Origin of the sequence: Streptococcus infantis (genome assembly GCF_964243025.1) — a bacterium.
GTDB lineage: Bacteria > Bacillota > Bacilli > Lactobacillales > Streptococcaceae > Streptococcus > Streptococcus infantis_N.
In genome coordinates, this window is record NZ_CAXTDJ010000008.1 from 12,265 (window position 1) to 36,863 (window position 24,599).

The window sequence follows — 24,599 nt, forward strand, 5'->3', positions numbered from 1 at the left end:
CGTCATGAAATCAGCTCTGATTTCGTTTTCATCTTCTCTCCACTCCCAAGCTATCCAACACCTCTGGATACAACTTGTACTCCGCTTCATGAATCCGAGCTTCAAAGCTTTCGATGGTATCATCAGCCAGCCGTGGTACGCGGACTTGTTTGATAACCTTACCTGTATCCACTCCAGAGTCCACCCAGTGAATAGTCACACCAGACTGCTCCACCCCAGCATTCCAAGCATCCTCAATCCCATGAGCTCCTGGAAATTCTGGCAGGTAGGCTGGATGGATATTGATGATCCGACCTTCATAGGCTGCTAGCAAGATTGGCCCAACGATTTTCATGTAGCCTGCTAGGCAAACCAAGTCAATCTGGTGTTCTTCCAAGAGCTCAACAAGGGCTGCTTCGTAGTCTGCCTTGTTCTCAAACTCCTTGAGTTCAAAAGTATAGGACAGAACGCCGAGCTTGTCTGCACGTTCGAGCACATAGGCGTCACGATGGTCTGAAAAGACAAACTCCACTGGAAATTCTTCAGCAATCACCTGAAAATTTGAGCCATTACCAGAGGCAAAAACCGCTATTTTTTTCATTTTATGATGACACTTTCGTTTTCTTTCTTGACGATGCGACCAATTTCATAGACTGGTTCATCCAACAATTCTTTGACACGGCCTACATTTTCAGGGCTGACTGCCAACATGAGTCCTACACCCATGTTGAAGATTTCAAACATTTCCTCGTGTTTGATCTGACCATATTTTTCAAGGGCTTTGAAAATCGGAAGGACTGGAACCTTGCTTTCCTCAATCTCAGCAGCCAGGTCATCCGCAAACATACGAGGGACATTCTCGATAAAGCCGCCACCTGTGATATGGGCAATACCGTTGACCAAGCCTTCCTTGATGAGTGGCAAAACAGCCTTGACATAGATACGAGTCGGCTCAAGAAGAACTTCCTTGAGTTGCTTTCCTTCCAATTCGGGCAGGATTTCCTCACCTGTGTAGTCCGCAAAGACACGACGAACGAGTGAGTAACCATTTGAATGAATCCCACTTGAAGCCAGTCCGAGAAGAACATCCCCTTCTGCCACTTTTGAGCCGTCGATGATTTGAGATTTTTCAGCCACACCGACCGCAAAACCAGCCAAGTCATAGTCATCTGCGCCATACATACCTGGCATTTCAGCTGTTTCCCCACCGATGAGGGCAGCACCAGCCTGCACACAGCCTTCTGCTACACCAGCTACGACTTGTTCTAGTTTAGCTGGTTCATTCTTACCAGTCGCCACATAGTCGAGGAAATAGAGGGGCTCCGCACCTGCAGCGATGATATCATTGACACACATGGCTACACAGTCCTGCCCAATCGTGTCATGCTTGTCATACTTGATGGCCAACATGAGCTTGGTACCAACACCGTCAGTCCCCGAAATCAAGACCGGCTCTTTGACACCTGTTTTTGAAAGGTCAAACATGCCACCAAAGCCACCTAGAGCTCCCATGACACCCGCACGCTCCGTACGAGCCACGTGCTTTTTGATCCGTTCAACAACCTCATAACCCGCTTCAACATCTACACCAGATTGTGCATATGCATTTTTATTTGTCATTTTGTCTCCTCTTCCTTTCCTTTAATAGAGAACCTTCATCCGTCTATTTGTAAAAACTGGTCTTGTCACCCAAGCTTCTTCGATATTCTTCTTCATAGTCGTAGAGAGGAGTTGGGTAGTCGCCGTCAAAGTAAGCGACGCAAAGTCCACCATTTGGCGCATCTGTTTCAATCCCGATGGAATCAATCAAGCCATCAATCGAAAGATAGGTCAGGCTATCTGCACCAATGATTTGGCAGGTCTCTTCAACCGTATGATTAGCAGCAATCAACTCCTGACGCGTCTGGATATCAATTCCATAGAAACATGGATAGGCAAGAGCAGGACTACCAATGGCAACATGCACTTCTGACGCTCCCGCTTCTTTCAAGAGTTGGACAATGCGACGAGATGTTGTTCCACGTACAATTGAGTCATCAATCATGACCACACGTTTGCCTTTCACGACACCAGAAACGGCAGAGAGTTTCATACGAACTCCTTGCTCGCGCAATTCTTGAGTCGGTTGGATAAATGTCCTTTGCGTGTATTGGTTCTTGATGAGCCCCATTTCATTTGGCAAACCTGATTCTTCCGCAAATCCCATAGCTGCGCTGAGTGAGGAATTTGGTACCCCAACTACGATATCAGCTTCATGCTTGAACTCACGCGCCAATTGCGCTCCCATTCTCTTACGAGCCGTATGGACATTGACACCATGGATATTGGAGTCAGGACGGGCAAAATAGATATACTCCATAGAGCAAATCGCCAACTGAGTATCGTTTGTATAACTGTCATACTGGATACCACTATCATCAATAATGACAATCTCGCCTGGTTTCACGTCGCGAATCCACTCAGCACCGATGACTTCAAAGGCACAGGTTTCAGAGGAAACGACTACTGCTCCATTGGCCATTTTCCCGATTGACAGAGGACGGAAGCCGTTTGGATCAAGCGCTGCAATTAGCTTATCTTCAAACATCAAGAGATAAGCAAAACCACCTTTAACAAGACTGAGCGCTTCCTTGATCTTGCCCATCAGGTTTGGATTGTGGCTACGACGAATCAAGTGAGCCAAGATTTCTGAATCAGAAGTCGAGCTAAAGATTGCCCCTCTTTGTTCCAATTCTTGCTTGAGAGATTCTGCATTGGTCAAATTCCCATTGTGAGCCAAACCAAACTGCATATCGTGAAAACGGAAGAGGAAAGGTTGGATATTGTCTACAGAAGCTTCTCCCGCAGTCGCATAACGCACGTGCCCAATAGCTCCAGTTCCTGTCAATTTATCCAAATTCGCAGGATTTTTGAAGACTTCTGATAAAAGCCCCATATCACGATGACGCTTCAATTTCCCTTGGTCATTGGAGAGGATTCCTGCCCCCTCCTGACCACGGTGCTGAAGACTATGGAGTCCAAAATAGGTCAATTTGGCAGCGTCTGGGTGGCCCCAGATACCAAAAACACCACATTCTTCATTAAGAGATTTTACTTCGTATGTCATTTTATATACCTAATTTTTATTTGTGTATCATTCCTTAACGATACTAGAGCAGAATGATACGGCAGAAGCTCGTTTCACTCGCAACAATAAATCATTTGCAATTATCGCAAGTTAAATCTACTTGATTTTACATTTACTGATGGTTCTCTATTAGAAAATCTGCAAAGCCTATTTTCCAGTAAAGTATTTAACCGCTGATGCAAAGAGATATTGGTCTTTATTCCCTGGAATATTTTGGAAAAGACCGTCTTCGAAACGTTCTGAGTGTCCCATCTTACCAATGATTTGACCGTTCTTGCTTGTGATACCTTCAATCGCATTGACAGATCCGTTAGGATTGTATTTTGAATCCATACTTGGTTTTCCTTCGAAGTCAACATATTGGGTAAAGATTTGACCATTATCACGAAGCTCCGCAAATTCCCCAGCTGTCACGACAAATTTCCCTTCACCGTGTGAAACAGGGATAGCATGAATATCGCCCACTTGCACCCCAGCCAACCATGGCGAGTTGGTATTGGCAATACGGGTTTCCACCATCTTAGCCACGTGTTGGTTGGCATCATTGTAGAAGAGGGTTGGACTAGTGTTGCTTGCATCTTCAAAGTTACCATATGGAAGAAGACCTGATTTTACAAGAGCTTGGAACCCGTTACAGATACCGATAATCAAACCGCCACCTTCGATGAAGCTATCAATGGCTGCACGTACTTTTTCATTGAGCAAGATGTTAACGATAAATTTAGCTGATCCATCGGGTTCATCGGCTGCTGAGAAGCCTCCTGCAAAGAAGATAATGTTCGCTTTTCCGATATTGTCAACCATTGTGCCAACAGACTTGACAATCGCTTCTTCATTCAGTGTGACAAATGGTACTAAGTTGACTTTCGCACCTTCTTTTTCAAAGGCCTTAGCTGAATCGTATTCAGAGTTAGTACCTGGGAACACTGGGATGTAAACCACTGGTGTCTCAACTGTTTCTTTAGCTTTGATGACAGCATCTGATGCCACAGCAGGTACTTCTTCCAAGTCAGTTGCTTGTGCAAATTCCGTTGGGTAAACTTCTTCCAATTTACCTTGGAAGGCACTGTCAAGTTTGTGTCCATCAAGCGTTACATCGTTGACAGTAAGTGTAAAGTCAGCTGCTGTTTGTCCAATCTTGGCAACACCTGAAATCTCTTCCGGAGATGTGAAGATGAATCCACCTAATTGAGCTGTCAAAGCAGTCTCAATATTTTCAAGGCTTACAGTGGCACCGATATGGTTCCCAAACGTTGCAAGTGCAAGAGCTTCAAGGATACCACCATATTTGACAGCTGAGGCTGCTGTCACTTTGTGATCAGCTTGGATAGCTTCAAATTGAGCAAAGTTAGACTTGATAAGATCAAAGTCAATTTCTTGTCCCAAAGCTTGACCTGGGATGTAATAGATATTTTCACCAGCAACTTTAAATTCTGGAGAAAGGACCTTACGGCTATCTGCAGTTGTGACACCAAAAGCAACCAAGGTTGGTGGTACTGTCAATTCTTCAAATGTACCAGACATAGAGTCTTTACCACCGATAGATGGCAAACCAAGTTGAATCTGAGCTTCAATTGATCCAAGAAGAGCTGCTACTGGTTGACCAAAACGCTCTGCTTGTTTATCCATCCGCTCGAAGTATTCTTGATAAGAGAAACGAGCCTTAGACCAGTTTGCACCAGTAGCAACCAAACGAGCGGTTGCTTCGATGACCGCATAAGCAGCACCATGATATGGAGACCATTCTGCTACATAAGGGTTGAACCCTTGCGCCATGACTGATGCCGAATGAGTCACACCATGTTGGACTGGCAATTTCTGTACAGAAGCTTCAGTTGGTGTGATTTGGTAGCGACCACCAAGTGGGTGATTGACTGTTGAACGACCAACTGAGCTATCAAAGATAGTTTGCAAGCCTTTTTGACTGGCATGGTTAAGGTCAGCCAAGACTTTAAGCGTATCTGCTTCAAGGGTCTCAACAGATGTTTGACGTTCTTCTGGAAGCTTGACATCCTTGTCAACCACCTTAGCATCCACAACTACACGTACACCGTTTGTATCAAGGAAACGACGTTCCAAATCAACGATGGTTTCACCATTCCAGTGCATAACAAGATTTGGTTTTTCAGTCACTGTCGCAACGACAACCGCGTCAATATTTTCTTTATTACATTCAGCAACGAAGGCATCTACATCATCTGGACGAACCACTACAGCCATACGTTCCTGAGATTCAGAAATGGCAATTTCTGTACCGTTCAAGCCTTTATATTTCAATGGTACTTTGTCTAGATCAATTTCAAGTCCATCAGCCAATTCACCGATCGCTACGCAGACGCCACCAGCACCAAAGTCATTTGATTTCTTGATAAGACGTGTCACTTCCCCATTACGGAAAAGACGTTGAATCTTACGTTCTTCGATGGCATTCCCTTTTTGAACCTCAGCACCAGCTGTTTCAACAGATTCAACCGTTTGAACTTTAGATGAACCTGTCGCACCACCGACACCATCACGTCCAGTCTTACCACCGAGCAAGATAATCACATCACCTGCTTCAGGTTTTTCACGGACAACATTTTCCTTAGGAGCCGCACCGACCACGGCACCTAGCTCCATACGCTTAGCGACGAAGCCTGGGTGGAAGTATTCGCGAACATAAGTTGTTGCCAGACCAATTTGGTTACCGTATGAAGAATAACCGTGAGCCGCTGTTTTAGAAATCACTTGTTGTGGCAATTTCCCAGCGCGAGTTTCTGAAATCGGAGTTGTAATATCGCCAGCACCTGAAATACGCATGGCTTGGTAAACGTAGGAACGCCCTGACAATGGGTCACGAATGGCACCACCGATACAAGTAGCCGCTCCACCAAATGGTTCGATTTCCGTTGGGTGGTTATGGGTTTCGTTCTTGAACATGAGAAGCCATGGTTCTTTGACACCATTGACATCCACTTCAATTTCAACGGAGCAGGCATTGATTTCATCAGATACTTCCATGTCATCCAAACGACCATTGGCACGCTCATAACGACCAAAAATAGTCGCCATATCCATCAAGGTTTGAGGTTTTTCGGTACGTCCCAATTCATCACGCATGGCAATATACTTGTCATAAGTCGCTTGCAATTGTTTTTGGAATTTAGAAGCTGAGAAGTCGATATTCTTCAACTCAGTCTCGAAAGTCGTGTGACGGCAGTGGTCAGACCAGTAAGTATCCAACACTTTAAGCTCAGTCTCAGTTGGCACACGTCCAATTGACTTGAAATAGTCTTGAATGAAGAGAAGGTCATCCACTTCCATGGCCAATCCTTGCTCAGCCTTATACTGTGCAAAATCTTCTGCCGTATAAGTTTCAAAGAAATCCAAGTTTGGAATGGTCTTGTCAGACTCAGAGAAATCCTGTTTCGCAATACCAAGAGTGATATCTTTGAAACGAGAATCCACTGGGTTCAAGAGATAGTTTTTAACAGCTTCCAATTCATTCGCATCAATATCCTTATTGACCAAGTAGAGTTGTGCTGTATTCACTGTTACATCATTTGAACTACCAAGTAAAAGCAAAGCTTCCTGTGAAGATGCCGCACGTTGGTCAAATTGACCAGGCAAACTTTCGATCGCAAAGAAAGCATGCTTCTCAAGATCAGCCTTAACCGCTGCTTCATCCAAAACAGTATCGGTCACTTGCTCAGAGAAGATATGTTTTTCCGCACGCGCAAACAAATCCTCTGCCAAACCAAAAACATCATAAACCTGAACAATCCGAAGATCATTCAAGGTTTTTAACTGAAGATTATGCTGTAATTCTTTTACTAAAGAGTCAGATTTGACACGAAAATCAGCTTTTTTCTCAACGAAAATACGTTTATCCATTTTAGTTCCTTTATCTATTTCTACTTAAAGATTGTAGTGATGACCAAGTAAAACTTTACTTCAATCCCTGCAATTTCTCTAACACAACCTTATAAACATCCGTTAGACTGCCCAAATCTCTACGGAAAACATCCTTGTCCATATGGTGCCCTTCAGCATCCCAAAGGCGGCAGTTATCTGGTGAAAATTCATCTGCCAAGATAATTTTGCCATCCTTATCAAAACCGAATTCCAATTTAAAGTCAATCAAACGAAGACCAATTTGTGCAAACCAATCTTTCAGCAATCCATTGATGCGACGCGTTTCTTCCTTGATATAAGCAATTTGTTCATCATTGGCAATATCCAAGAACTTCACATGCTCATCATTGATAAATGGATCATCCAACTCATCGTTCTTGTAGTAAAATTCAACGATTGGAGTTTTCAAGTCCAAACCTTCTTCCACACCGAAACGTTTTGAGAAAGAACCTGCAGTCACGTTACGAAGAACAACCTCCAAAGGAATGATTTTCACTTTCTTGTTGAGTTGTTCTGTGTCAGAGATACGTTCGATAAAGTGAGTAGCTACACCCTCAGCATTCAATTTTTCAAAAATAAGAGACGAAATCTGATTATTGAGCACACCTTTGCCTTCGATAGTCTCTTTACGAGCACCATTCAGCATGGTAGCCTGGTCCTTATAAACGGACCTAATCACATGTTCGTCTTCTGTAGTATAGATATCTTTAGCTTTTCCCGTATAAATAAGTTTGCTGGACATTTTATTATTCGCCTTTCGTATTACTTGGCCTCATTCTAACACAAAAACAACCATAAATCAAATGTTTTACGAACGTAAACGCATTCCCTCCTGAGTTTTATAAAAACTGTAAATCGTTTTAGGATTACAGTTTTTAAATATTATTTAAGAAAAAGTGATCATTATTCCCAATTCAAAAAATCATCCAAATAATAGCGTAAATAACTTTTCTTGCCTATGATTATTTGTAAGTGGCCTTCTAAACCATACCTAAGCTTTTCAGCTTGTTCTTGAGTTATTTTTGTCTCCGCTTCTATTTTAAAGAAATTTCCTTGGTCAGTTCTCGTTGCAATTGTATCAATACTAGTGATAGTAGAAACAAGTCTCACTTGACCATTAGCGCCATTAGTCGTGGTAAAGCGTACAGAATCTCCAATCTTGATTCCCACAATATCTTTTGAACTAAGATAGGCCGTCAATTTTGTTTTCCCTTCTCTATCTAATAGTGGATATAATTTAGCCAGTAATGTTCCTTCTGTGACGACCGCAGATTGATTCCTTTCAGGATTGAGATAAAGAACTCCGTCTTCCTGGGCTCTTATTGTTCCTTTTTCAAGTAAGCTAGTTTGATTTTTTTTGCCTATTTCTCTTTCTAAATCATCTTGCTCTACAGCTATCTGCTCTTGTACAGTCGAAGAATTCTGAGAAAAGAGATCTATATTTGGCCGTGTAGTACTGTTCTTAAGGTTACTTGTTTTACTTTGGTGATGTCTAAAACTCTCCAACTGATTAACATTGCCTTCATACTGAATCACATCTCCAACCTCCTGATACTGAACAAGTAAATCTCCTCGTTGCACTTGTTTGTTCTCTTCCAGATAATTAACTACCATCCGCCTATTACTAGTTGACTGGATATTAGCAATGATACGACTAGGTTCAACTGTAGCTTTCGAAGATAAACTAATTTCCTTTTCTGCAAACATTGCAAATCCAAACGTAAACACTACCAGAAGTGACATGGGAAAAATCACTCGACTGGAAAAATTATGATAACGTCGATTATAAAATTCCGCACTTTCTAAAAAATCAAGGTGCATTATTTCTCCTTTCTAACAGTTAACTAAATGAGTATAAAAACTATTTCGAGCAAGCAAGTCAGCATGATTCCCCTCCTCTACAATCTTACCCCGATCCAAAACGATAACCTTCTCCACCCGTTCAGCAATAGTCAAACGGTGAGCGATGAAAATCAAGGTCTTATCTAGATTCATGAGATTGTCTACTATCCGTTTCTCTGTTAAGATATCTAAACTGCTCGTCGCCTCATCCAAAATCAAGATAGAGGCATCTGTCAAAAGAGCGCGCGCCAAAGCAATCCTCTGGCGTTGACCACCAGAAATTCCGGTACCATCAGAAGTCAATTCTGTCTGGTAATTCAAGGGCATACGCTCAATATCTTCACGAATTTCTGCTAGCTCAACTGCACGTAGTATATCCTCCCGAGTCGTACCCTCCTTGGCCCCAAGGAGAAGATTTTCTAAAATTGTTCCATTAAATACATAGGGTTGTTGAGGTAAATAGTTGATATGTTGGCGCAGAGACTTTTTATCAATCTGATTTAAATTCATATCCCCCAGTCTGATTTCTCCCTGATTTGGGTTGTAAAAATTAACCATCATCTTAGCTAGGGTCGACTTCCCTGATCCTGAAATCCCTACAAGAGCTATTTTAGAGCCCTGTTTGATTGTCAAATTGATATCTGATAAGATATCTTGACCATATTCATACTTGTAGTGAATTCCCTTAAAAGTCATATCTCCTTGAACCATACTCAAATCCTCTACCATTTTCTGTTCTTCGAACTCGGATTTGACCAGATAAACCTCGTTGAGACGACTATTAGCAACTTGAGCTGTTTGAAGCTTACTCTGAAGGTTGATGATGTTTTCTAGAGGATTAGTAAAATAATAAAGAAGTGTATTATACGTAATCAACTGGCCCAAACTCATTTCACCAGTCATAACGAAATTAGCCCCTATCCATAATACGCACACATTTAGCGACAGTTGAGCAAGTTTTTTAAGAGCTTTTTGCTGACTTTCTGCTCTACTATAAGTAAAGGATCTTTTCAGATAGTCCACAAATTCCCTATCAATCTTTTGGTAGCGTGTTTTTTCGCTAGCCAATGATTTAATCGTTTCAATCCCATTGATATCCTCTATAACGGAAGATGATAGAGTTGCATTTGCTTCCATGGTATCCCGGTTCATCTTTTCAAAAGGCTTCATAAAAACAAATATAATTACAGCATAAATGGGAAGACCCAATAAGCTTATGAAAAAGAGACTACTATTTTGCAAAAACAAGATTATAGAAATAATCAATACCGTAGATATATCTAAAAAAATTGAAATAATGGTTGAAGCTAAGGCATCTATGATACTATTGGCATCTGTAAATCGAGACACGATTTCCCCCGTCCGTCGAGTCGCAAAAAAAGACACAGGTAGATGAAAAACATGTTTGATATAAGATAAAATAACATCAATCGATAGACGTTGCCCAAGGACAATTAATAGGTAATCTTGAGCAAAAGACAAAATCTGCTGAAGGGCATACACGATAACAAGACATATAGAAACAACACTTAGGGTCGAAGAGGTCTGATTTGGTACATAGGTATCAATAATAGATTGTAGATAGTATGAACCAACAATATTAATCAAGGTTACTAGAACTGTCGCTAAAATGATATTGATGATCAAACCTTTCTGATTTATCAAAATAGGCAGAAAAGAAGTAAGACCCTGATTCTTGTCCTTATGTGGCTGATAATTTGGGGAAGGAGCCACAAAGATAGTTGTTCCTGTCCATTCTTCTTCAAATCTTTCACGCGATAGTTTGGTCAGTCTAACCTCTGGATCTGGATCAGCTATATAGATATTCTGCTTATCCTTTCCTGTCACTACGTAATAATGAAATAATTCTTTGTCCTTAAGCACGTGAACCACAAAAGGAAAGATTAAATTTGGAGAATCAAATAAAGTCATGTCTGCTTGAATAGCTTGTGGCTCAAAACCTAATGTTTCCGCAGCCTTCACCAGACCCAAAGCTGTCGTCCCATTTATAGTCGTTTTGGCTAATTCACGAAGACGCGCTAATGAATAATAGCTTCCAAAATAGCCAAACACCATGGCCAACGAAGCCACTCCGCAGTCCTTCTGATCCATCTGTGAGCGATAGTGTTTTTTCCTAAATTTCATATTCTTACCCTTTTTCTTAACAATCTAATTAAAAGTTCTGTAAGATTATTTTAGCCAAACAAAGTAAGAAATAGATAACTCTTTCTAAAAAAACAAAATCTACACCCAAATAGCACTTTTAGAAGTTTAATCAAACATATGGATTGATAAATCCGTTAAAATAAATATTCCACACAACCAAAAAAGCAACATGACCAGCATGTTGCTTTTTCTTATATTCTATTTTTAATGATTGCTAATACGTCTGCGACACTTTGGAGGTTGTCAATTTCTTCATCATCGATTTCGATTCCAAATTCATCCTCAATGGTTAGGATAAATTCCATCAAATCTACTGAATCAGCATCCAAATCATCCTTTAAGCTCAAGTTTTCGGTTACGACAAAGTCTTCTCCTTGACGCTCTTGAATGATGGTTACGATACGGTCAAAAATTTGTTGTTCTGTCATATTATTCTCCTTATTCCTCTAAAAATTCACGCGCAGTTTGGGCAACTACATCTGTCTCAAGCATGGTACGAATCTGGCGTATGGTGCTATAGACAGCCTTGGCATCACTTGAGCCATGAGTCTTAACTACTGGTGCCTTAACACCAAACAGAACCGCGCCTCCAACATCTGAATAGTTGAGCTGTTTTTTCAAACCTCTGAGGTTATCCTTAAGAAGGAAAGCCCCTAGCTTGGCTCTAAGACCGCCACCTACAATAGCATTTTTGAGCAAGCCCATGATACCCATAGCAGTCCCTTCAATAGCTTTGAGCACAGCGTTTCCCGTGAAACCATCTGTTACGACTACATCAGCAACACCATCCATCAAATCACGCGCTTCCACGTTCCCGACGAAATTCAAACTCTCGTCAGCCACTAATAGGTCATAGGCTTCCTTGCGGAGTGGATCTCCCTTGCTGCTCTCTGTCCCGTTATTAAGCAAACCTACACGAGGTTTTTCAATGCCACGAACATTTCTAGCATAGAAGGAACCTAGGATAGCGTATTGATGCAGGTGATGAGCTGTATTTTCTGCATTGGCACCAAGGTCAAGCATGTCAAAGCCTTTTCCATCAATAGTTGGTAAGGTTGACATAAGACCAGGTCGATCAATATTTTTGATACGACCAACGATGAAGAATCCCGCTGCCAACAAGGCACCTGTATTTCCTGCAGAAAGAACTGCATCTGCCTCTCCATCTTTGACAGCCTTAGCTGCCAATACCATGCTGGCATTTTTCTTCTTGCGGATGGCTTTTGTAGGCTCATCGTCAGAATTTATTTTCTCATCTGTATGGATAATGCTGACGCGCTCTGTAGCTGTTAGATATTGCTTGATTTTGCTTTCATCTCCATAAAGTTGGACTTCAATATCTGAAAAGTCAGCAAGGGCTTGATCAACTCCCTCTACAATAGCTTGTGGTGCGTAATCGCCACCCATTGCATCAACTGCGATTTTTTTCATTTGTCTTCCTCTTTCAGTAGTTGTCCCCAGTCGGCTAGGGAATCAATAAATTTCTTTGATTTCAGATGAATACCGACATACTCCTCGTAGATTTGGTCCATAAACTTGCGCAAGTCCTGCTTGATTTCGGCCTTAAGTGAGATAGTCTCCAAGGTCTCAAAATCAATGGCTTGAAATTGATTGAGCAGATAAGGAATATTGGGATTTAAATGGCATCGTTTCTCATCTTCATGGTAATGATCGGGACAAAGACAACCCCCGTATTTAAAGGAGAAGTCAAAGGCTTGCCCCACACGATGACAAAAGGTACACTCATTAAAGTTGAGACTGATTCCAAAACGTGTCAATATTTGAATTTCAAAAATATTGGTCAAAACTTGATAATCCAGACCCTCTTCCATCAGCTCTAAAGTCTTTTGCAAAAAAGCAAATAAGGGAGCATCTTCTTGGTTATCCTGCAAACTCGCATCTGCCAAGGCTGCAACGTAAGTCGCATAAGCCATAACAAAGAGGTCACTATTGATTTTCGGAAAAGTCTTCACCTCATGATAATCTTCTATATAACTAAGTCCATCGTCATTGACTTTTAGGAGAAAATGGGCTAAGACTAAAGGTTGAATGACAGGAGCTAGTTTGGATTGGCCGGCGTGTTTGACAAAAAACATGCGCTTCCCTGCCTGTTCTGTAAAGATTTTAACAAGCTTATCATCCTCTCGAAAATTTCGATTGTAAAGTACTAAACCCTGACTCGTAATCGATTGAATCATGCTTCTCTCATGTACTCCTCAAGTCGTTTCATAGCTTCTCTGATTGTTCCCATGCTAGCTGCATAAGATAGGCGAACATAGCCCTCTCCATACTGTCCAAAGGCAGCACCAGGAATAAAAGCAACAGCCTTCTTCTGGGCAAAATCCTTCAGAAAAGCAAAGGAATCTTGATTATAGCCTGCAGGAATCTTAGCAAAGATATAAAAAGCTCCATCTGGTTTGATAATCTCAAAACCAAGGTCCGTCATCTTGTCGATAATGTAGTCCCGACGTTGGATATATTCCTTCTTCATGGGTTCTGCATCGTTCTTACCAGCTGTTAAGGCTTCCACCGCAGCATGTTGCGCCATGGTGTTTGCAGCAGTTACCAAATACTGATGACTCTTGATGAGTTGAGCTGAGAAGTTTGCTGGTGCAAAGATAAAACCTAAACGCCAACCTGTCATGGCATGGGATTTAGAAAGACCGTTAATGATAATTGCCTGATCTCTCAACATAGTTCCCAAAGATACATGATTTTCCCCTGTATAGGTCAATTCTGAGTAGACTTCATCACAGACTACGAAAATCTCATACTTACGTAAAACAGCTGCCAAGGCTTCTAATTGCTCGCGACTATAAGTAATTCCTGTAGGGTTGGCTGGATAGTTGAGAATAACTGCCTTGAGCTTGTCCCCCTGCTCCAAAATTGCCTTTTCCAACATCTCAGGCGTCAAAACAAAACCATTTTCAGTTGTATCAATCTCGACGATCTCTGCACCAACTAGATTAACTATTGGCTCATAGCCAGGATAGGCAGGAGCTGGTAAGAGAACCTTGTCTCCTTCCTCCAAAATAGCTGTCAGAGTGGCTGATAGAGCCTCTGTCGCACCAATTGTGACCAAGATTTCATTCTCTGGATTGTAGTCTAGCTGATATTTCTCTTTTACAAAATCACTCGCTGCCTGACGCAATGTCAACAAACCACTCATCCCTGTATAGTAGGATTGATCTTGGTCAATGGCTCGCTTTGCAGCTTTCTTGACATGATCTGGCGTTGTAAAATCTGGTTCTCCCAAGGTCAATCGCAGGACTCCAGGAATCTCTGAAATAGCCTGGTCAAATTGACGAATCAAGGATACTTGTATCTTATCTAATTGTTTATTAAAGCGTTTGGTTAAGTCCATATATATCCTCCTTGATCAAAGAACATATATCTATTATACTACAAAAGCTCTCTAACCGCAAAATTCCGTTAATTTACAACCTTATTCCTACTTTCTATTTTACTTTTCTGACAGACAAGATTATAATAAGAAGTGCTTATTTTCGGAGGTTTTTATGCCATTTCTATCAAAAAATTGGGCAGGCCTGTTAGCCTGTCTTATTATATCTATCATTTCTTGGACGTTAGGAAGCTTCTTGCCTGTTGTAGGAGCACCAGTTTTTGCCATTTTTATCGGAATGATTCTCCATCCTTTTATCACTTCCTATACACAGCTGGAAGCCGGCTTGACCTATAGCTCCAAAAAACTGCTTCAATATGCTGTTATCTTGCTTGGGTTTGGACTCAATATCTCACAAGTTTTCGCAGTTGGAAAATCTTCCCTCCCTGTTATCCTTTCAACCATTTCTATCGCCTTAATTGTAGCTTTCTTTTTCCAACGCTTGTTTAACCTTGATACAAAGCTAGCTACCTTGATTGGAGTTGGATCTTCTATCTGTGGCGGTTCTGCTATTGCAGCGACTGCTCCCGTTATTCACGCCAAGGAAAAAGAAGTGGCCCAAGCCATTTCTGTTATCTTTTTCTTCAATGTCTTGGCAGCTCTTATCTTTCCAACTCTAGGTTCTTGGCTCCATCTTTCCAACGAAGGTTTTGCTCTCTTTGCGGGTACTGCGGTCAACGATACGTCCTCTGTGACAGCTACTGCTAGTGCCTGGGATAGTCTATACAATACAAACACTCTTGAGTCTGCCACTATTGTCAAACTGACACGCACCCTAGCTATTATCCCTATTACTCTCTTCCTCTCCTATTGGCAAAGCCGTCAACAAGGCAACAACCAAGGAGTGAAGCTTAAAAAAATCTTCCCCGTTTTCATTCTCTACTTTATCCTAGCTTCTCTGCTAACTACCGTCCTTACTTCTTTTGGTGTCAGCAATAGCTTCTTTTCACCTCTCAAACAACTCTCCAAATTCCTAATCATCATGGCTATGAGTGCTATTGGTCTCAAAACCAACCTCATTGCTATGATCAAATCCAGTGGAAAATCCATTCTTCTTGGAGCTCTTTGCTGGATTGCTATCATCCTGACTAGTCTTGGTATGCAAACACTCATCGGCATTTTCTAATACTCTTCGAAAATCTCTTCAAACCACATCAACGTCGTCTTGCCGTACTCAAGTACAGCCTGCGGCTAGTTTCCTAGTTTGCTCTTTGATTTTCCATTGAGTACAACATAAAAGGTAGCCCATCAGCTACCTTTTTACTGTTCAAAAATTAAACGTGTATGTTCTCTCTTAATACAACGGTTCATCACGATATCATCGCATCCCCCAGCACGCAAGATTTTTTCTGCTTCCAAACTTTCAAGTTCTAGTTGTGCCCAGAAGATCTTGGCATCCGCATTGAGAAAGTCTCGTGCTACATCAGGTAAAAATTCACTGCGACGATATACATTGACGATATCTACAGGGAAAGGAATTTCAGCTAGACTGGCATAAGCCTTTTCTCCCAAAATCTCGCTACCTGCAGCTTTAGGGTTAACTGGAATAATTTTATAGCCACGAGCCTGCATTTCTTTAGTCACTCGATTGCTAGTTGTTTCCTCACGATCGGATAAGCCTACTACAGCTAGAGTTTTACTGGTTGCTAGATACTGACGGATCACTCCATCACTTGGATTGATAAATTCTTGAGTCATAGAAACCCTCCTTTTCATCAGTATAGCACATTTTGAAAAGGCTTGCAGTTTTTGGCTACAAAAAATTTCCTAGCAAGAGAAAAGTCTGCTAGGAAATTCGTTTATTCAAGTGAAAGTTTAAATTTTTTTCTCGATACTAAATAATGGAGAAAGAGGACGTTTTTCATGTATACGTACAATAGCATCACCTAGGAGATGAGCGATAGAAATTTGTTCAATCTTATCAATCAAACGTTCTTCTGGAAGATAGATAGTATCCAAAACAACCAATTTTTTAATGGCTGATTTCTGGATATTCTCCATTGCTGGACCAGAAAGAACTGGGTGCGTACAACTTGCGTAAACTTCAACAGCTCCTGCTTCTGCTAGAGCATCAGCCGCATGACAAATGGTTCCAGCTGTATCAATCATATCGTCAATCAAGATACAAGTCTTACCTTCTACCTTACCAATGATATTCATAACTTCACTAGTATTCATCTTGTCTACACTACGACGCTTGTCGATAATGGCAATTGGAGTTTTCAAAAATTCTGCTAATTTACGAGCACGAGTCACCCCACCGTGGTCCGGGCTGACAACGACATAGTCAGAACCAACCATGCCACGACGCTCAAAGTAATCTGCAATCAATGGAGCACCCATCAAGTGATCCACCGGAATATCAAAGAATCCCTGAATCTGTGCTGCGTGCAAGTCGATTGTCAACAAACGATCTACACCAGCAACTTCAAGCATATTTGCAACGAGTTTTGCAGTGATTGGCTCACGCGCTCTTGCCTTTCTATCCTGACGTGCATAACCATAGTAAGGCATAACAACGTTGACAGATTCTGCACTGGCGCGCTTCAAAGCGTCAACCATAATCAAAATCTCAAGTAGATTATCATTTACTGGTGAGCTAGTTGATTGTAGAATAAAGACGTGTTTTCCACGGATCGATTCTTCGATATTAACTTGAATTTCTCCGTCTGAAAATTGACGAACAGTCGATTTTCCCAACTCTATCCCAATCTCTTGCGCCACACGCTCTGCCAATTCTCTATTTGAAGAAAGGGCAAACAGCTTTAAATCAGAAAAAGACATGATTTCCTCCGGTATTTATGTATCACTTGTGTTTTTCACAACATTTTTCCACCTACCATTGTAGCGCTTTTTTCTCAATTTTTCAATAAAAAATAAGACAAGAGTAGACTTTTATACTCTTATCTTATACTATCTTATATTAGTGATATCAAAGGTAAAACTTGTCAACCTTCTCATCCTACTTCATGCTACTCCAGAAGCTTTTAATTATAAAGTTAGTATATCTCCCTCATACTACCTGTATCCACATCGTAAACAGCTCCTGAAATAATAACATCATCTGGGATTAAGGGGCATTCTCGCAGCAATTTCATATCCTCTCGAACACTCTCATCGATGTCTTGAAACGGTAAAAAGTCCTGCCCAGATACATCAACTCCCAATTCACATTTTAGGTGCTCTTGAAAATCCTCGTTATTGAAGGTTTGAGCCCCACAGTCTGTATGATGAAGAACCACAATTTCTCTTGTCCCCATTTGTTGTTGGGAAATTACAAGTGAACGAATCATATCCTCAGTCACTCGCCCGCCCGCATTCCGTAAAATATGGGCATCTCCCAGAGCTAACCCCAGAGCTGGCGCAACGTGTAGACGCGAGTCCATACAAGTTACGATTGCAACCTTGGTCTTGGGTTTAATGGATAAATGCAAATCTCCATGTAGTTCTACATAAGCTTGATTGGCTTTTAAAAAATTTTCAAAATAGGACATGACAACTCACTTTCTAGTCTGCCAGATAATTTGAACACCAAATTATTTATCTCCTATCTTACCATCTTTTCTTTGTCTTGTCAGCTATCAACTTTCATATAAAAAAACTGGGACAGAGACATCCAGCAACTAGCTTGGGTTTCTGTCCTAGTTTTTTTAATATTATGAGCCTTTTTGGATATACTTGTTAAGAGAGCCTGCAAAACTCTGAAGATTGAGACTTTGCACATAGACCTCACCAGTCCCTCGGAAGGTATTCACCACTCCTTCGCCCGTACCTATAGACTGCCAGAAGCCATTTTCTAAGTGGATATCATAATCCAGAGATTGACTCCAAGCCACCACATGGGCATTGTCGATGGTTATTTCTTGGTTTTGTAGCTCAATTTTCTTAATAGATCCAAAAGCATTAGCCAAAAGAGTTCCCTGACCTTGGGTTGTCATTACAAAGAGACCGCCTTGCCCTCCGAACAGAGCTTTCCCAATAGACTGGCGCTCCATTGTATAGAAAGCTGTACCATCAAGAGCTAAAAAGGCCCCATCATTCAATCGGTACTGGTTTTCGCCTAGCTCAAGAGCAATCACTTGACCAGGAGTATCTGGTGCTAAAGCAAGGTTGCCGTTGTCAGATTCTGCAACAGCTTGAGTGATAAAGGTACTTTCACCAGAAACCATTGAACGCCCTACAGCTTTGACAAAACGTCCCAAACCAGAACCGCTTGCATTGAGCTGGGTATTGAGACTTACATTAGGTGTGTGGTAGACCATGCTACCACGCTGAATAAAAACCGTTTCTCCCTGATTGAGCGACAACTCTACTAAAGGAAACTGCATGTGACTGTCCATAGAAAATTTCATCAGAAATTCCTCCTTATTTTTAATAAATGTTAGCAATAAAATAATTAGTAATCTAAACCTGAGTAAAACGATTAGGAGAATACTTTTTTCAAGACTTCCTGAATAGTCGTCACCCCAATCACCTGAATTTCCTTAGGTGGCTTTATACCTGTTAGGGAATTTTTTGGTACATAGATTTTTGTAAATCCAAGCTTAGCAGCTTCATTGATCCGTTGTTCGATACGATTTACGCGCCGAATCTCTCCCGTCAAGCCCAACTCTCCTACAAAACATTCCTGGGGATTGGTTGGCTTATCCTTGTAGCTAGAAGCAATAGCAACTGCAACAGCCAGGTCAATAGCTGGTTCATCCAATTTGACACCACCAGCTGATTTGAGATAGGCATCCTGATTTTGAAGGAGTAAGCCTGCACGTTTTTCCAAAACAGCCATAATCAAGCTAGCGCGATTGAAATCAAGCCCTGTCGTCGTACGCTTAGCATTTCCAAACATGGTCGGCGTCACCAAGGCCTGCACTTCCGCAAGAATTGGACGTGTTCCTTCCATTGTCACAACGATGGACGAACCAGTCGCTCCATCCAAGCGTTCTTCCAGAAACACTTCACTAGGATTAAGGACTTCAACCAAGCCACCTGATTGCATCTCAAAGATTCCAATCTCGTTGGTCGAGCCAAAACGATTTTTGACTGCTCTCAAGATACGGAAGGTATGGTGGCGTTCCCCTTCAAAGTAAAGCACTGTATCCACCATATGCTCCAACATACGAGGACCAGCCAAGGTTCCTTCCTTGGTCACATGCCCTACGATAAAGATAGCAATGTTATTGGTCTTGGCCAGCTGCATGAGTTCAGCTGTCACCTCGCGTACTTGAGAAACCGATCCTTGCACCCCTGAAATCTCAGGAGACATAATGGTCTGAATCGAATCGATGATAAGAAAGTCTGGTTGGATTCGCTCCACCTCAGCTCTCACGCTCTGCATATTGGTCTCAGCATAGAGATAAAACTCACTATCAATATCCCCCAAGCGCTCTGCACGGAGTTTGATCTGTTGAGCAGACTCCTCACCACTGACATAGAGGACTGTTCCTACTTGAGACAGCTGGGTTGATACTTGTAAGAGAAGGGTTGATTTTCCAATACCTGGATCTCCACCAATTAGGACGAGACTCCCTGGTACCACACCCCCACCGAGTACACGGTTGAATTCCTCCATCTCAGTCTTGGTTCGATTGACATTAATAGAAGTTACTTCAGCCAATTTCATAGGCTTGGTTTTCTCACCTGTCAAGGAGACACGCGCATTCTTGACCTCTGCAACCTCAACTTCCTCCACAAAAGAAGACCAAGCTCCACAGTTTGGACAGCGTCCTAAATACTTTGGTGAATTATATTCACAATTTTGACACACAAATGTCGCTTTTTTCTTCGCTATAATTCTAATCCTCTCATTTTAAAATTTCTTATTAATTTTTATATTAATGACTATTTCTTTTCAAAACAGTGAGCCCGCCATCATCCGCATGGACATAATACTGACCATCAGGGCTAAATCCAAAAATATAGGGTAAATAACTTTTATAGATTTGACTTCTATCTTCCTTATCTTTTTCCCAATAAATAGTTAAAATCGGATAATCTTCAGATTGGTCTCTATCCATTGTCACTTGTATGTCTCTGCCATTATCCAAAGGGAGATTTCCACCGTATTGACCAGCGATAGGGATAGGTGAATCATAGCCCTCACACATGGCTACTAACTCTACCTCATCGTAATCTCCGTCTATCGGTGTTACTTGCCCATTTTCGCTATCAATGATTGACATGTAGTCTGAAGAAATACACAGAATTTTATGATAGGCATCAGGGAGAAATGCTAGATAAAGAAATCCTCCAATACTAATCTCAAAAATCTTCTTATACCCTCGACAATTCTCGGCGGTAAAAGCTTGAAAATCTTTATAGCTCATTTCATTGTACTTCTTTCTATATCTCTATCTCACACTCAATCACTTGGCAAAAATCAATCTTCTCTTCTGGTACAAACTGGCGCATGAGCATTCGATGGGTGACAACAACGACTGTCTGATAGTTTCGATACTTGCGCATAGATTTTAGAAACCGAGATCTCATTTCCTCAGCTGTCTCATATTGAATAGGACTATTAGGAGGTAAGGATCCATTATTTTCTAGAAACAGAGTGCGAGCTTTTTCAAAATTCTCTACGCCACTTTCATAGACTTGCCATTCATGCAATAATGGCTCCACTCTCAAAGGAAGCTCAGTAGCACAAGTTACATAAGAAGCCGTTTCTAATGCTCGCGTCACTGCAGAAGACACCAGTATATCAGCTGAGCCAAACAAAGGATTTTTGCAAAGTTCCTGAGCTTGTTGTCTTCCTTTCACCGATAAAGGGGCCAAGTCTATCCCAAATCCCGTATAAGAACGATCCTCTAATTCACGGTAATCTGGCTCTCCATGACGTACAAAGATAATCTTCATCTTAGTGCCCAGTTGATCCAAACCCACCAGTACGAACTCCGTCTGCCTCATCTCCATCTGCGATTAAAAATGGTGCAAAGACAGCCTGAACTACACGTTCTCCAACTTCAAGAACAACTTCTTGGTCTGTGATATTCTTCATCTGTGCAAAGATATGTCCCTCATTCCCTGGATTGCCATAATAGTCTCCGTCAATGACACCCACAGAGTTAATCAAGACCAGACCTTTTTTACGAGGATTAGAAGAACGATCATAAAGATAAAGCACCTCACCTGCTTGCATATAAGCCTTGACCCCAGTTGGGACGAGGACGATTTCTCCTGGTGCAATCACTGTGCGTTCTGCTACCTTTAAGTCGTAGCCAGCTGCATGCGCTGTCTCACGTTTAGGTAACAAAGTTTCATCTGTAAAGCTAGAAACTAATTCAAAACCACGAATTTTCATATTATTCCTCTTTTTAATCTTTTATTCTAGGCTATTTTATCTTATTTATTCGAAAAAAGCACGAAAAAAGAGCACACAATTCACACTCGCTTAGGGCTGCTGGATTCCTCCCCTGACCCGCTTCACGCAGAACTGTTGCTCCACTAGTTATTATACCACATTCCCCTCTATTTTTAAAGAGAAATTATTTTTTACGTCGATTTCGGAAAAAGTCTTGCATAATCTCTGCGCACTCATTCTCTAAAACGCCTGTTTCAACGTCCACACGGTGATTGAGCCTCTCATCTGTTAGAATATCGTACAAGCTCCCAGCAGCGCCAAATTTCTGGTTTTTAGCCCCGTAGACCACGTTTGGAATCCGTGCGAGACCAATTGCCCCACTACACATAACACAAGGCTCAATGGTCACAAAAAGCGTACAATCGAGCAAACGCCAACTCTCTTCGCTCAAATTAGCATTCTCTATGGCCATAATTTCCGCATGCATGACTGCCCGTTGCAATTCCTCTCGCGCATTATGCCCACGACCAATAATTTGTCCGTCCTTAACAATGACACAACCAATGGGGATTTCATCATGCTCTAAAGCAATCTCCGCTTCCTTTAAGGCCTCTCTCATAAAAGCTTCTTTTTCTTCAAGCGTGTAATTCATCTCTTCTCTCTTCCTAGCTATCAATTCTATCATTATACCATGTTTCTCAACACAAAAAAAGCCACCGAATGCGGTGACTTTATAGGGAGATTATTATGAAAAAGAAAAGTTTAGGAAATTTGTTACAACAAGTTAGGAGGTCTTCTTGTAACTGTCTATAGTATATCCGACCTGTCTTAAACAAATCTTAAAAAATCTCCTATGACCAAACACTTTCTAAAATATTTGTCTGTTCACGACCAGGACCTACTGAGAATGTTGAAATACGAACACCCACCAATTCGCTAACACGGCGAACATAGTTGCGTGCATTTTCAGGAAGGTCTTCCAAATTACGTACTCCAGTGATATCTTCAGACCAACCAGGCAATTCTTCGTAGATTGGTTTACAACGTTTCAATTGTTCGAGACTAGCTGGGTAGTAATCAATACGTTGACCATCAAGATCATAAGCCACACAGATTTTTACTGTATCCAAGCCACTCAAAACATCAATAGAGTTCAAAGAGAGATTTGTGATACCAGAAACACGACGGCTATGACGCATAACAACTGAGTCGAACCAACCCACACGACGAGGACGCCCAGTAGTTGTCCCATACTCATGCCCCACTTCACGAATACGATCACCAACTTCATCAAATAGCTCAGTTGGGAAAGGACCATCACCTACACGACTTGTATAAGCCTTACATACACCGACAACTTTGTCAATCTTGCTTGGACCTACTCCAGAACCAATTGTCACACCACCAGCCACTGGGTTTGATGAAGTAACAAATGGATAAGTACCTTGGTCAATATCCAACATGACACCTTGTGCACCCTCAAAGAGAACCCGTTTACCATTATCAAGCGCGTCGTTCAAGATAACTGAAGTATCAGTCACATATTGCTTGATTTGTTGGCCATACTCATAGTATTCTTCAAAAATATCATCAATTGAGATAGGTTCACTATCATACAATTTTACAAATTGACGATTTTTCTCAGCAAGATTACGTTCTAAACGTTCACGGAAGATTTCTTTATCCAAAAGATCCGCAATACGAATTCCAACACGAGCTGCCTTGTCCATATAGGCTGGACCAATTCCTTTAATTGTCGTCCCAATCTTGTTATCACCCTTAGCTTCTTCTTGAAGACGGTCTAACTCAATGTGATAAGGCAAAATAACATGCGCACGATCAGAAATTCTAAGATTATCTGTTGTAACACCTTCTTCATGCAAATAAGACAATTCTTTTACAAGAGATTTAGGGTTTACAACCATCCCATTACCAATAACAGAGATTTTTTCTGGGAAGAAGATACCTGAAGGAATCAAGTGCAATTTAAATTTCTTTCCATCAATAACAATTGTGTGACCTGCATTATCTCCGCCTTGGTAACGAGCAATCACTTCCGCATTAGCTGAAAGAAAATCTGTAATTTTTCCTTTACCTTCATCACCCCATTGGGTACCTACAACAACAACTGAAGTCATAATAAATTTTCGTCTGAGCCAAAAGGCTCGTCCTTTCTCATATACATGGTGGGACTCTCACCCACAATAATATCTTACAATTTATTATAAGAAAAAAAGCCTATTTTATCAAGAATTAACACTAGAAAAGATTAGGGAATTCTTTTACTTTTGATTTAAAAAAATACAAAAAATTAGCATAATCTAAATATTTTTTTATAGATTACTTAATATTGTTCGTAATAAATGAAATGAAATGTTATTAAAATGAATAATTTAAATTTTGCCCTAATAGATAATTAAGATAGATCCGGTATGCTGCTCTAAAATGACAGAGAAGAAAATCCTTCTCATTCTTAATCTTAAAACGAATTAAATAATAAAGTAAAAATTTAAGATGAAGTAATTCCCATTCATCAGTACTTTGAAATAAAATTGAATATTCATTTTCGATTTGCTTTAGAAAAACCAAAGATCGATCATAATATTTTTGAAGCATATAAAAAACCTTTCTTATTGATAAAACAAGTTTATCAGAAAGGCAAAATAAATAGATAAATATTTCTATAAAGTAAAAAATTTAAGCTGAACAAACTTAAAACAAAGAAAAGAAGTAAAAATAGATGGAAAAAAGCTCTAAAAAATCCAGAAAAATAAACCCAAGAAAACAAAAAAACGTTCCTTAGAACGTTTAACTACTCCGCCAGTAGGACTCGAACCTACGACATCATGATTAACAGTCATGCGCTACTACCAACTGAGCTATGGCGGATA

At 41.0% G+C, this 24,599-nt stretch carries 23 protein-coding genes, 1 tRNA gene and 1 other RNA gene; 1 reads left to right on the plus strand and 24 read right to left on the minus strand.

Annotated features, from left to right (window positions below):
* Positions 1 to 28 precede the first annotated feature (28 nt).
* From purN to ACESNQ_RS08275, 11 genes are all read right to left on the minus strand, one after another.
* On the minus strand, positions 29 to 580 hold the full coding sequence (gene purN, locus ACESNQ_RS08225) for a phosphoribosylglycinamide formyltransferase (protein WP_373076097.1): 552 nt from the start codon (positions 578 to 580) through the stop codon (positions 29 to 31).
* Positions 577 to 1,599, minus strand: a complete 1,023-nt coding sequence (gene purM / locus ACESNQ_RS08230) for a phosphoribosylformylglycinamidine cyclo-ligase (protein ID WP_373076099.1) — start codon at positions 1,597 to 1,599, stop codon at positions 577 to 579. The genes purN and purM overlap by 4 nt, the downstream gene beginning before the upstream one ends.
* A 43-nt stretch (positions 1,600 to 1,642) precedes the next feature.
* Positions 1,643 to 3,085 (minus strand): amidophosphoribosyltransferase, encoded by a 1,443-nt coding sequence (purF, locus tag ACESNQ_RS08235; protein ID WP_373076101.1) that lies wholly within the window; start codon positions 3,083 to 3,085, stop codon positions 1,643 to 1,645.
* Between the two features lie 168 nt (positions 3,086 to 3,253).
* Positions 3,254 to 6,979, minus strand: coding sequence for a phosphoribosylformylglycinamidine synthase (locus ACESNQ_RS08240; RefSeq protein ID WP_373076103.1), 3,726 nt, complete (start codon positions 6,977 to 6,979; stop codon positions 3,254 to 3,256).
* Positions 6,980 to 7,034: 55 nt separating this feature from the next.
* Positions 7,035 to 7,742, minus strand: a complete 708-nt coding sequence (gene purC / locus ACESNQ_RS08245) for a phosphoribosylaminoimidazolesuccinocarboxamide synthase (protein WP_373076105.1) — start codon at positions 7,740 to 7,742, stop codon at positions 7,035 to 7,037.
* A gap of 161 nt (positions 7,743 to 7,903) precedes the next feature.
* Positions 7,904 to 8,821 carry an HlyD family efflux transporter periplasmic adaptor subunit gene (locus ACESNQ_RS08250; RefSeq protein ID WP_373076107.1) on the minus strand — a complete coding sequence of 306 codons (918 nt, stop codon included), beginning with the start codon at positions 8,819 to 8,821 and terminating at the stop codon, positions 7,904 to 7,906.
* Positions 8,822 to 8,833: 12 nt separating this feature from the next.
* Positions 8,834 to 10,987, minus strand: a complete 2,154-nt coding sequence (gene comA, locus ACESNQ_RS08255; protein ID WP_373076109.1) for a peptide cleavage/export ABC transporter ComA — start codon at positions 10,985 to 10,987, stop codon at positions 8,834 to 8,836.
* Between the two features lie 212 nt (positions 10,988 to 11,199).
* Positions 11,200 to 11,436, minus strand: coding sequence for an acyl carrier protein (locus ACESNQ_RS08260; protein ID WP_373076111.1), 237 nt, complete (start codon positions 11,434 to 11,436; stop codon positions 11,200 to 11,202).
* Between the two features lie 10 nt (positions 11,437 to 11,446).
* Positions 11,447 to 12,439 carry a phosphate acyltransferase PlsX gene (gene plsX, locus ACESNQ_RS08265; RefSeq protein WP_373076113.1) on the minus strand — a complete coding sequence of 331 codons (993 nt, stop codon included), beginning with the start codon at positions 12,437 to 12,439 and terminating at the stop codon, positions 11,447 to 11,449.
* Positions 12,436 to 13,206, minus strand: coding sequence for a DNA repair protein RecO (gene recO, locus ACESNQ_RS08270; protein ID WP_006150509.1), 771 nt, complete (start codon positions 13,204 to 13,206; stop codon positions 12,436 to 12,438). The genes plsX and recO overlap by 4 nt, the downstream gene beginning before the upstream one ends.
* Positions 13,203 to 14,372 (minus strand): pyridoxal phosphate-dependent aminotransferase, encoded by a 1,170-nt coding sequence (locus tag ACESNQ_RS08275; RefSeq protein WP_373076115.1) that lies wholly within the window; start codon positions 14,370 to 14,372, stop codon positions 13,203 to 13,205. Before ACESNQ_RS08275 ends, recO begins: the two co-directional genes overlap by 4 nt.
* A 154-nt stretch (positions 14,373 to 14,526) precedes the next feature.
* Between ACESNQ_RS08275 and ACESNQ_RS08280 the strand changes: the two genes are divergently transcribed.
* Entirely contained in the window at positions 14,527 to 15,537 is a 1,011-nt protein-coding gene (locus ACESNQ_RS08280; protein ID WP_373076117.1) for a YeiH family protein, read from the plus strand.
* 134 nt (positions 15,538 to 15,671) lie between these two features.
* On the opposite strand, the gene ACESNQ_RS08285 is transcribed toward ACESNQ_RS08280, so the two are convergent.
* The 13 genes from ACESNQ_RS08285 to ACESNQ_RS08345 form a co-directional block, all read right to left on the minus strand.
* On the minus strand, positions 15,672 to 16,109 hold the full coding sequence (locus ACESNQ_RS08285) for a CoA-binding protein (protein WP_373076119.1): 438 nt from the start codon (positions 16,107 to 16,109) through the stop codon (positions 15,672 to 15,674).
* Positions 16,110 to 16,226: 117 nt separating this feature from the next.
* Entirely contained in the window at positions 16,227 to 17,195 is a 969-nt protein-coding gene (locus tag ACESNQ_RS08290) for a ribose-phosphate diphosphokinase (protein ID WP_373076121.1), read from the minus strand.
* Positions 17,196 to 17,410: 215 nt separating this feature from the next.
* Positions 17,411 to 17,905, minus strand: a complete 495-nt coding sequence (locus ACESNQ_RS08295; protein WP_004250355.1) for a beta-class carbonic anhydrase — start codon at positions 17,903 to 17,905, stop codon at positions 17,411 to 17,413.
* A 162-nt stretch (positions 17,906 to 18,067) separates the two neighbouring features.
* Positions 18,068 to 18,763 carry a TIGR00266 family protein gene (locus tag ACESNQ_RS08300; RefSeq protein WP_006155546.1) on the minus strand — a complete coding sequence of 232 codons (696 nt, stop codon included), beginning with the start codon at positions 18,761 to 18,763 and terminating at the stop codon, positions 18,068 to 18,070.
* A 71-nt stretch (positions 18,764 to 18,834) separates the two neighbouring features.
* On the minus strand, positions 18,835 to 20,199 hold the full coding sequence (gene radA / locus ACESNQ_RS08305) for a DNA repair protein RadA (protein ID WP_080555149.1): 1,365 nt from the start codon (positions 20,197 to 20,199) through the stop codon (positions 18,835 to 18,837).
* Between the two features lie 40 nt (positions 20,200 to 20,239).
* Positions 20,240 to 20,731, minus strand: a complete 492-nt coding sequence (locus tag ACESNQ_RS08310) for a hypothetical protein (protein WP_373076124.1) — start codon at positions 20,729 to 20,731, stop codon at positions 20,240 to 20,242.
* A gap of 16 nt (positions 20,732 to 20,747) precedes the next feature.
* Positions 20,748 to 21,263 (minus strand): histidine phosphatase family protein, encoded by a 516-nt coding sequence (locus ACESNQ_RS08315; RefSeq protein ID WP_373076129.1) that lies wholly within the window; start codon positions 21,261 to 21,263, stop codon positions 20,748 to 20,750.
* Position 21,264: 1 nt separating this feature from the next.
* Positions 21,265 to 21,708 (minus strand): dUTP diphosphatase, encoded by a 444-nt coding sequence (locus ACESNQ_RS08320; RefSeq protein ID WP_373076126.1) that lies wholly within the window; start codon positions 21,706 to 21,708, stop codon positions 21,265 to 21,267.
* A 53-nt stretch (positions 21,709 to 21,761) separates the two neighbouring features.
* Positions 21,762 to 21,860, minus strand: an RNA gene (ffs, locus tag ACESNQ_RS08325) — signal recognition particle sRNA small type.
* Positions 21,861 to 21,892: 32 nt separating this feature from the next.
* On the minus strand, positions 21,893 to 22,360 hold the full coding sequence (gene tadA, locus ACESNQ_RS08330; protein WP_247913310.1) for a tRNA adenosine(34) deaminase TadA: 468 nt from the start codon (positions 22,358 to 22,360) through the stop codon (positions 21,893 to 21,895).
* Between the two features lie 199 nt (positions 22,361 to 22,559).
* The gene (locus ACESNQ_RS08335; RefSeq protein ID WP_004250345.1) at positions 22,560 to 23,846 is read right to left on the minus strand and encodes an adenylosuccinate synthase; all 1,287 of its coding nucleotides are present in this window, start codon (positions 23,844 to 23,846) and stop codon (positions 22,560 to 22,562) included.
* A 241-nt stretch (positions 23,847 to 24,087) separates the two neighbouring features.
* The gene (comW, locus tag ACESNQ_RS08340; RefSeq protein WP_006149115.1) at positions 24,088 to 24,324 is read right to left on the minus strand and encodes a sigma(X)-activator ComW; all 237 of its coding nucleotides are present in this window, start codon (positions 24,322 to 24,324) and stop codon (positions 24,088 to 24,090) included.
* A gap of 199 nt (positions 24,325 to 24,523) precedes the next feature.
* Positions 24,524 to 24,597 (minus strand) — tRNA-Asn (locus tag ACESNQ_RS08345).
* Positions 24,598 to 24,599: the final 2 nt, after the last annotated feature.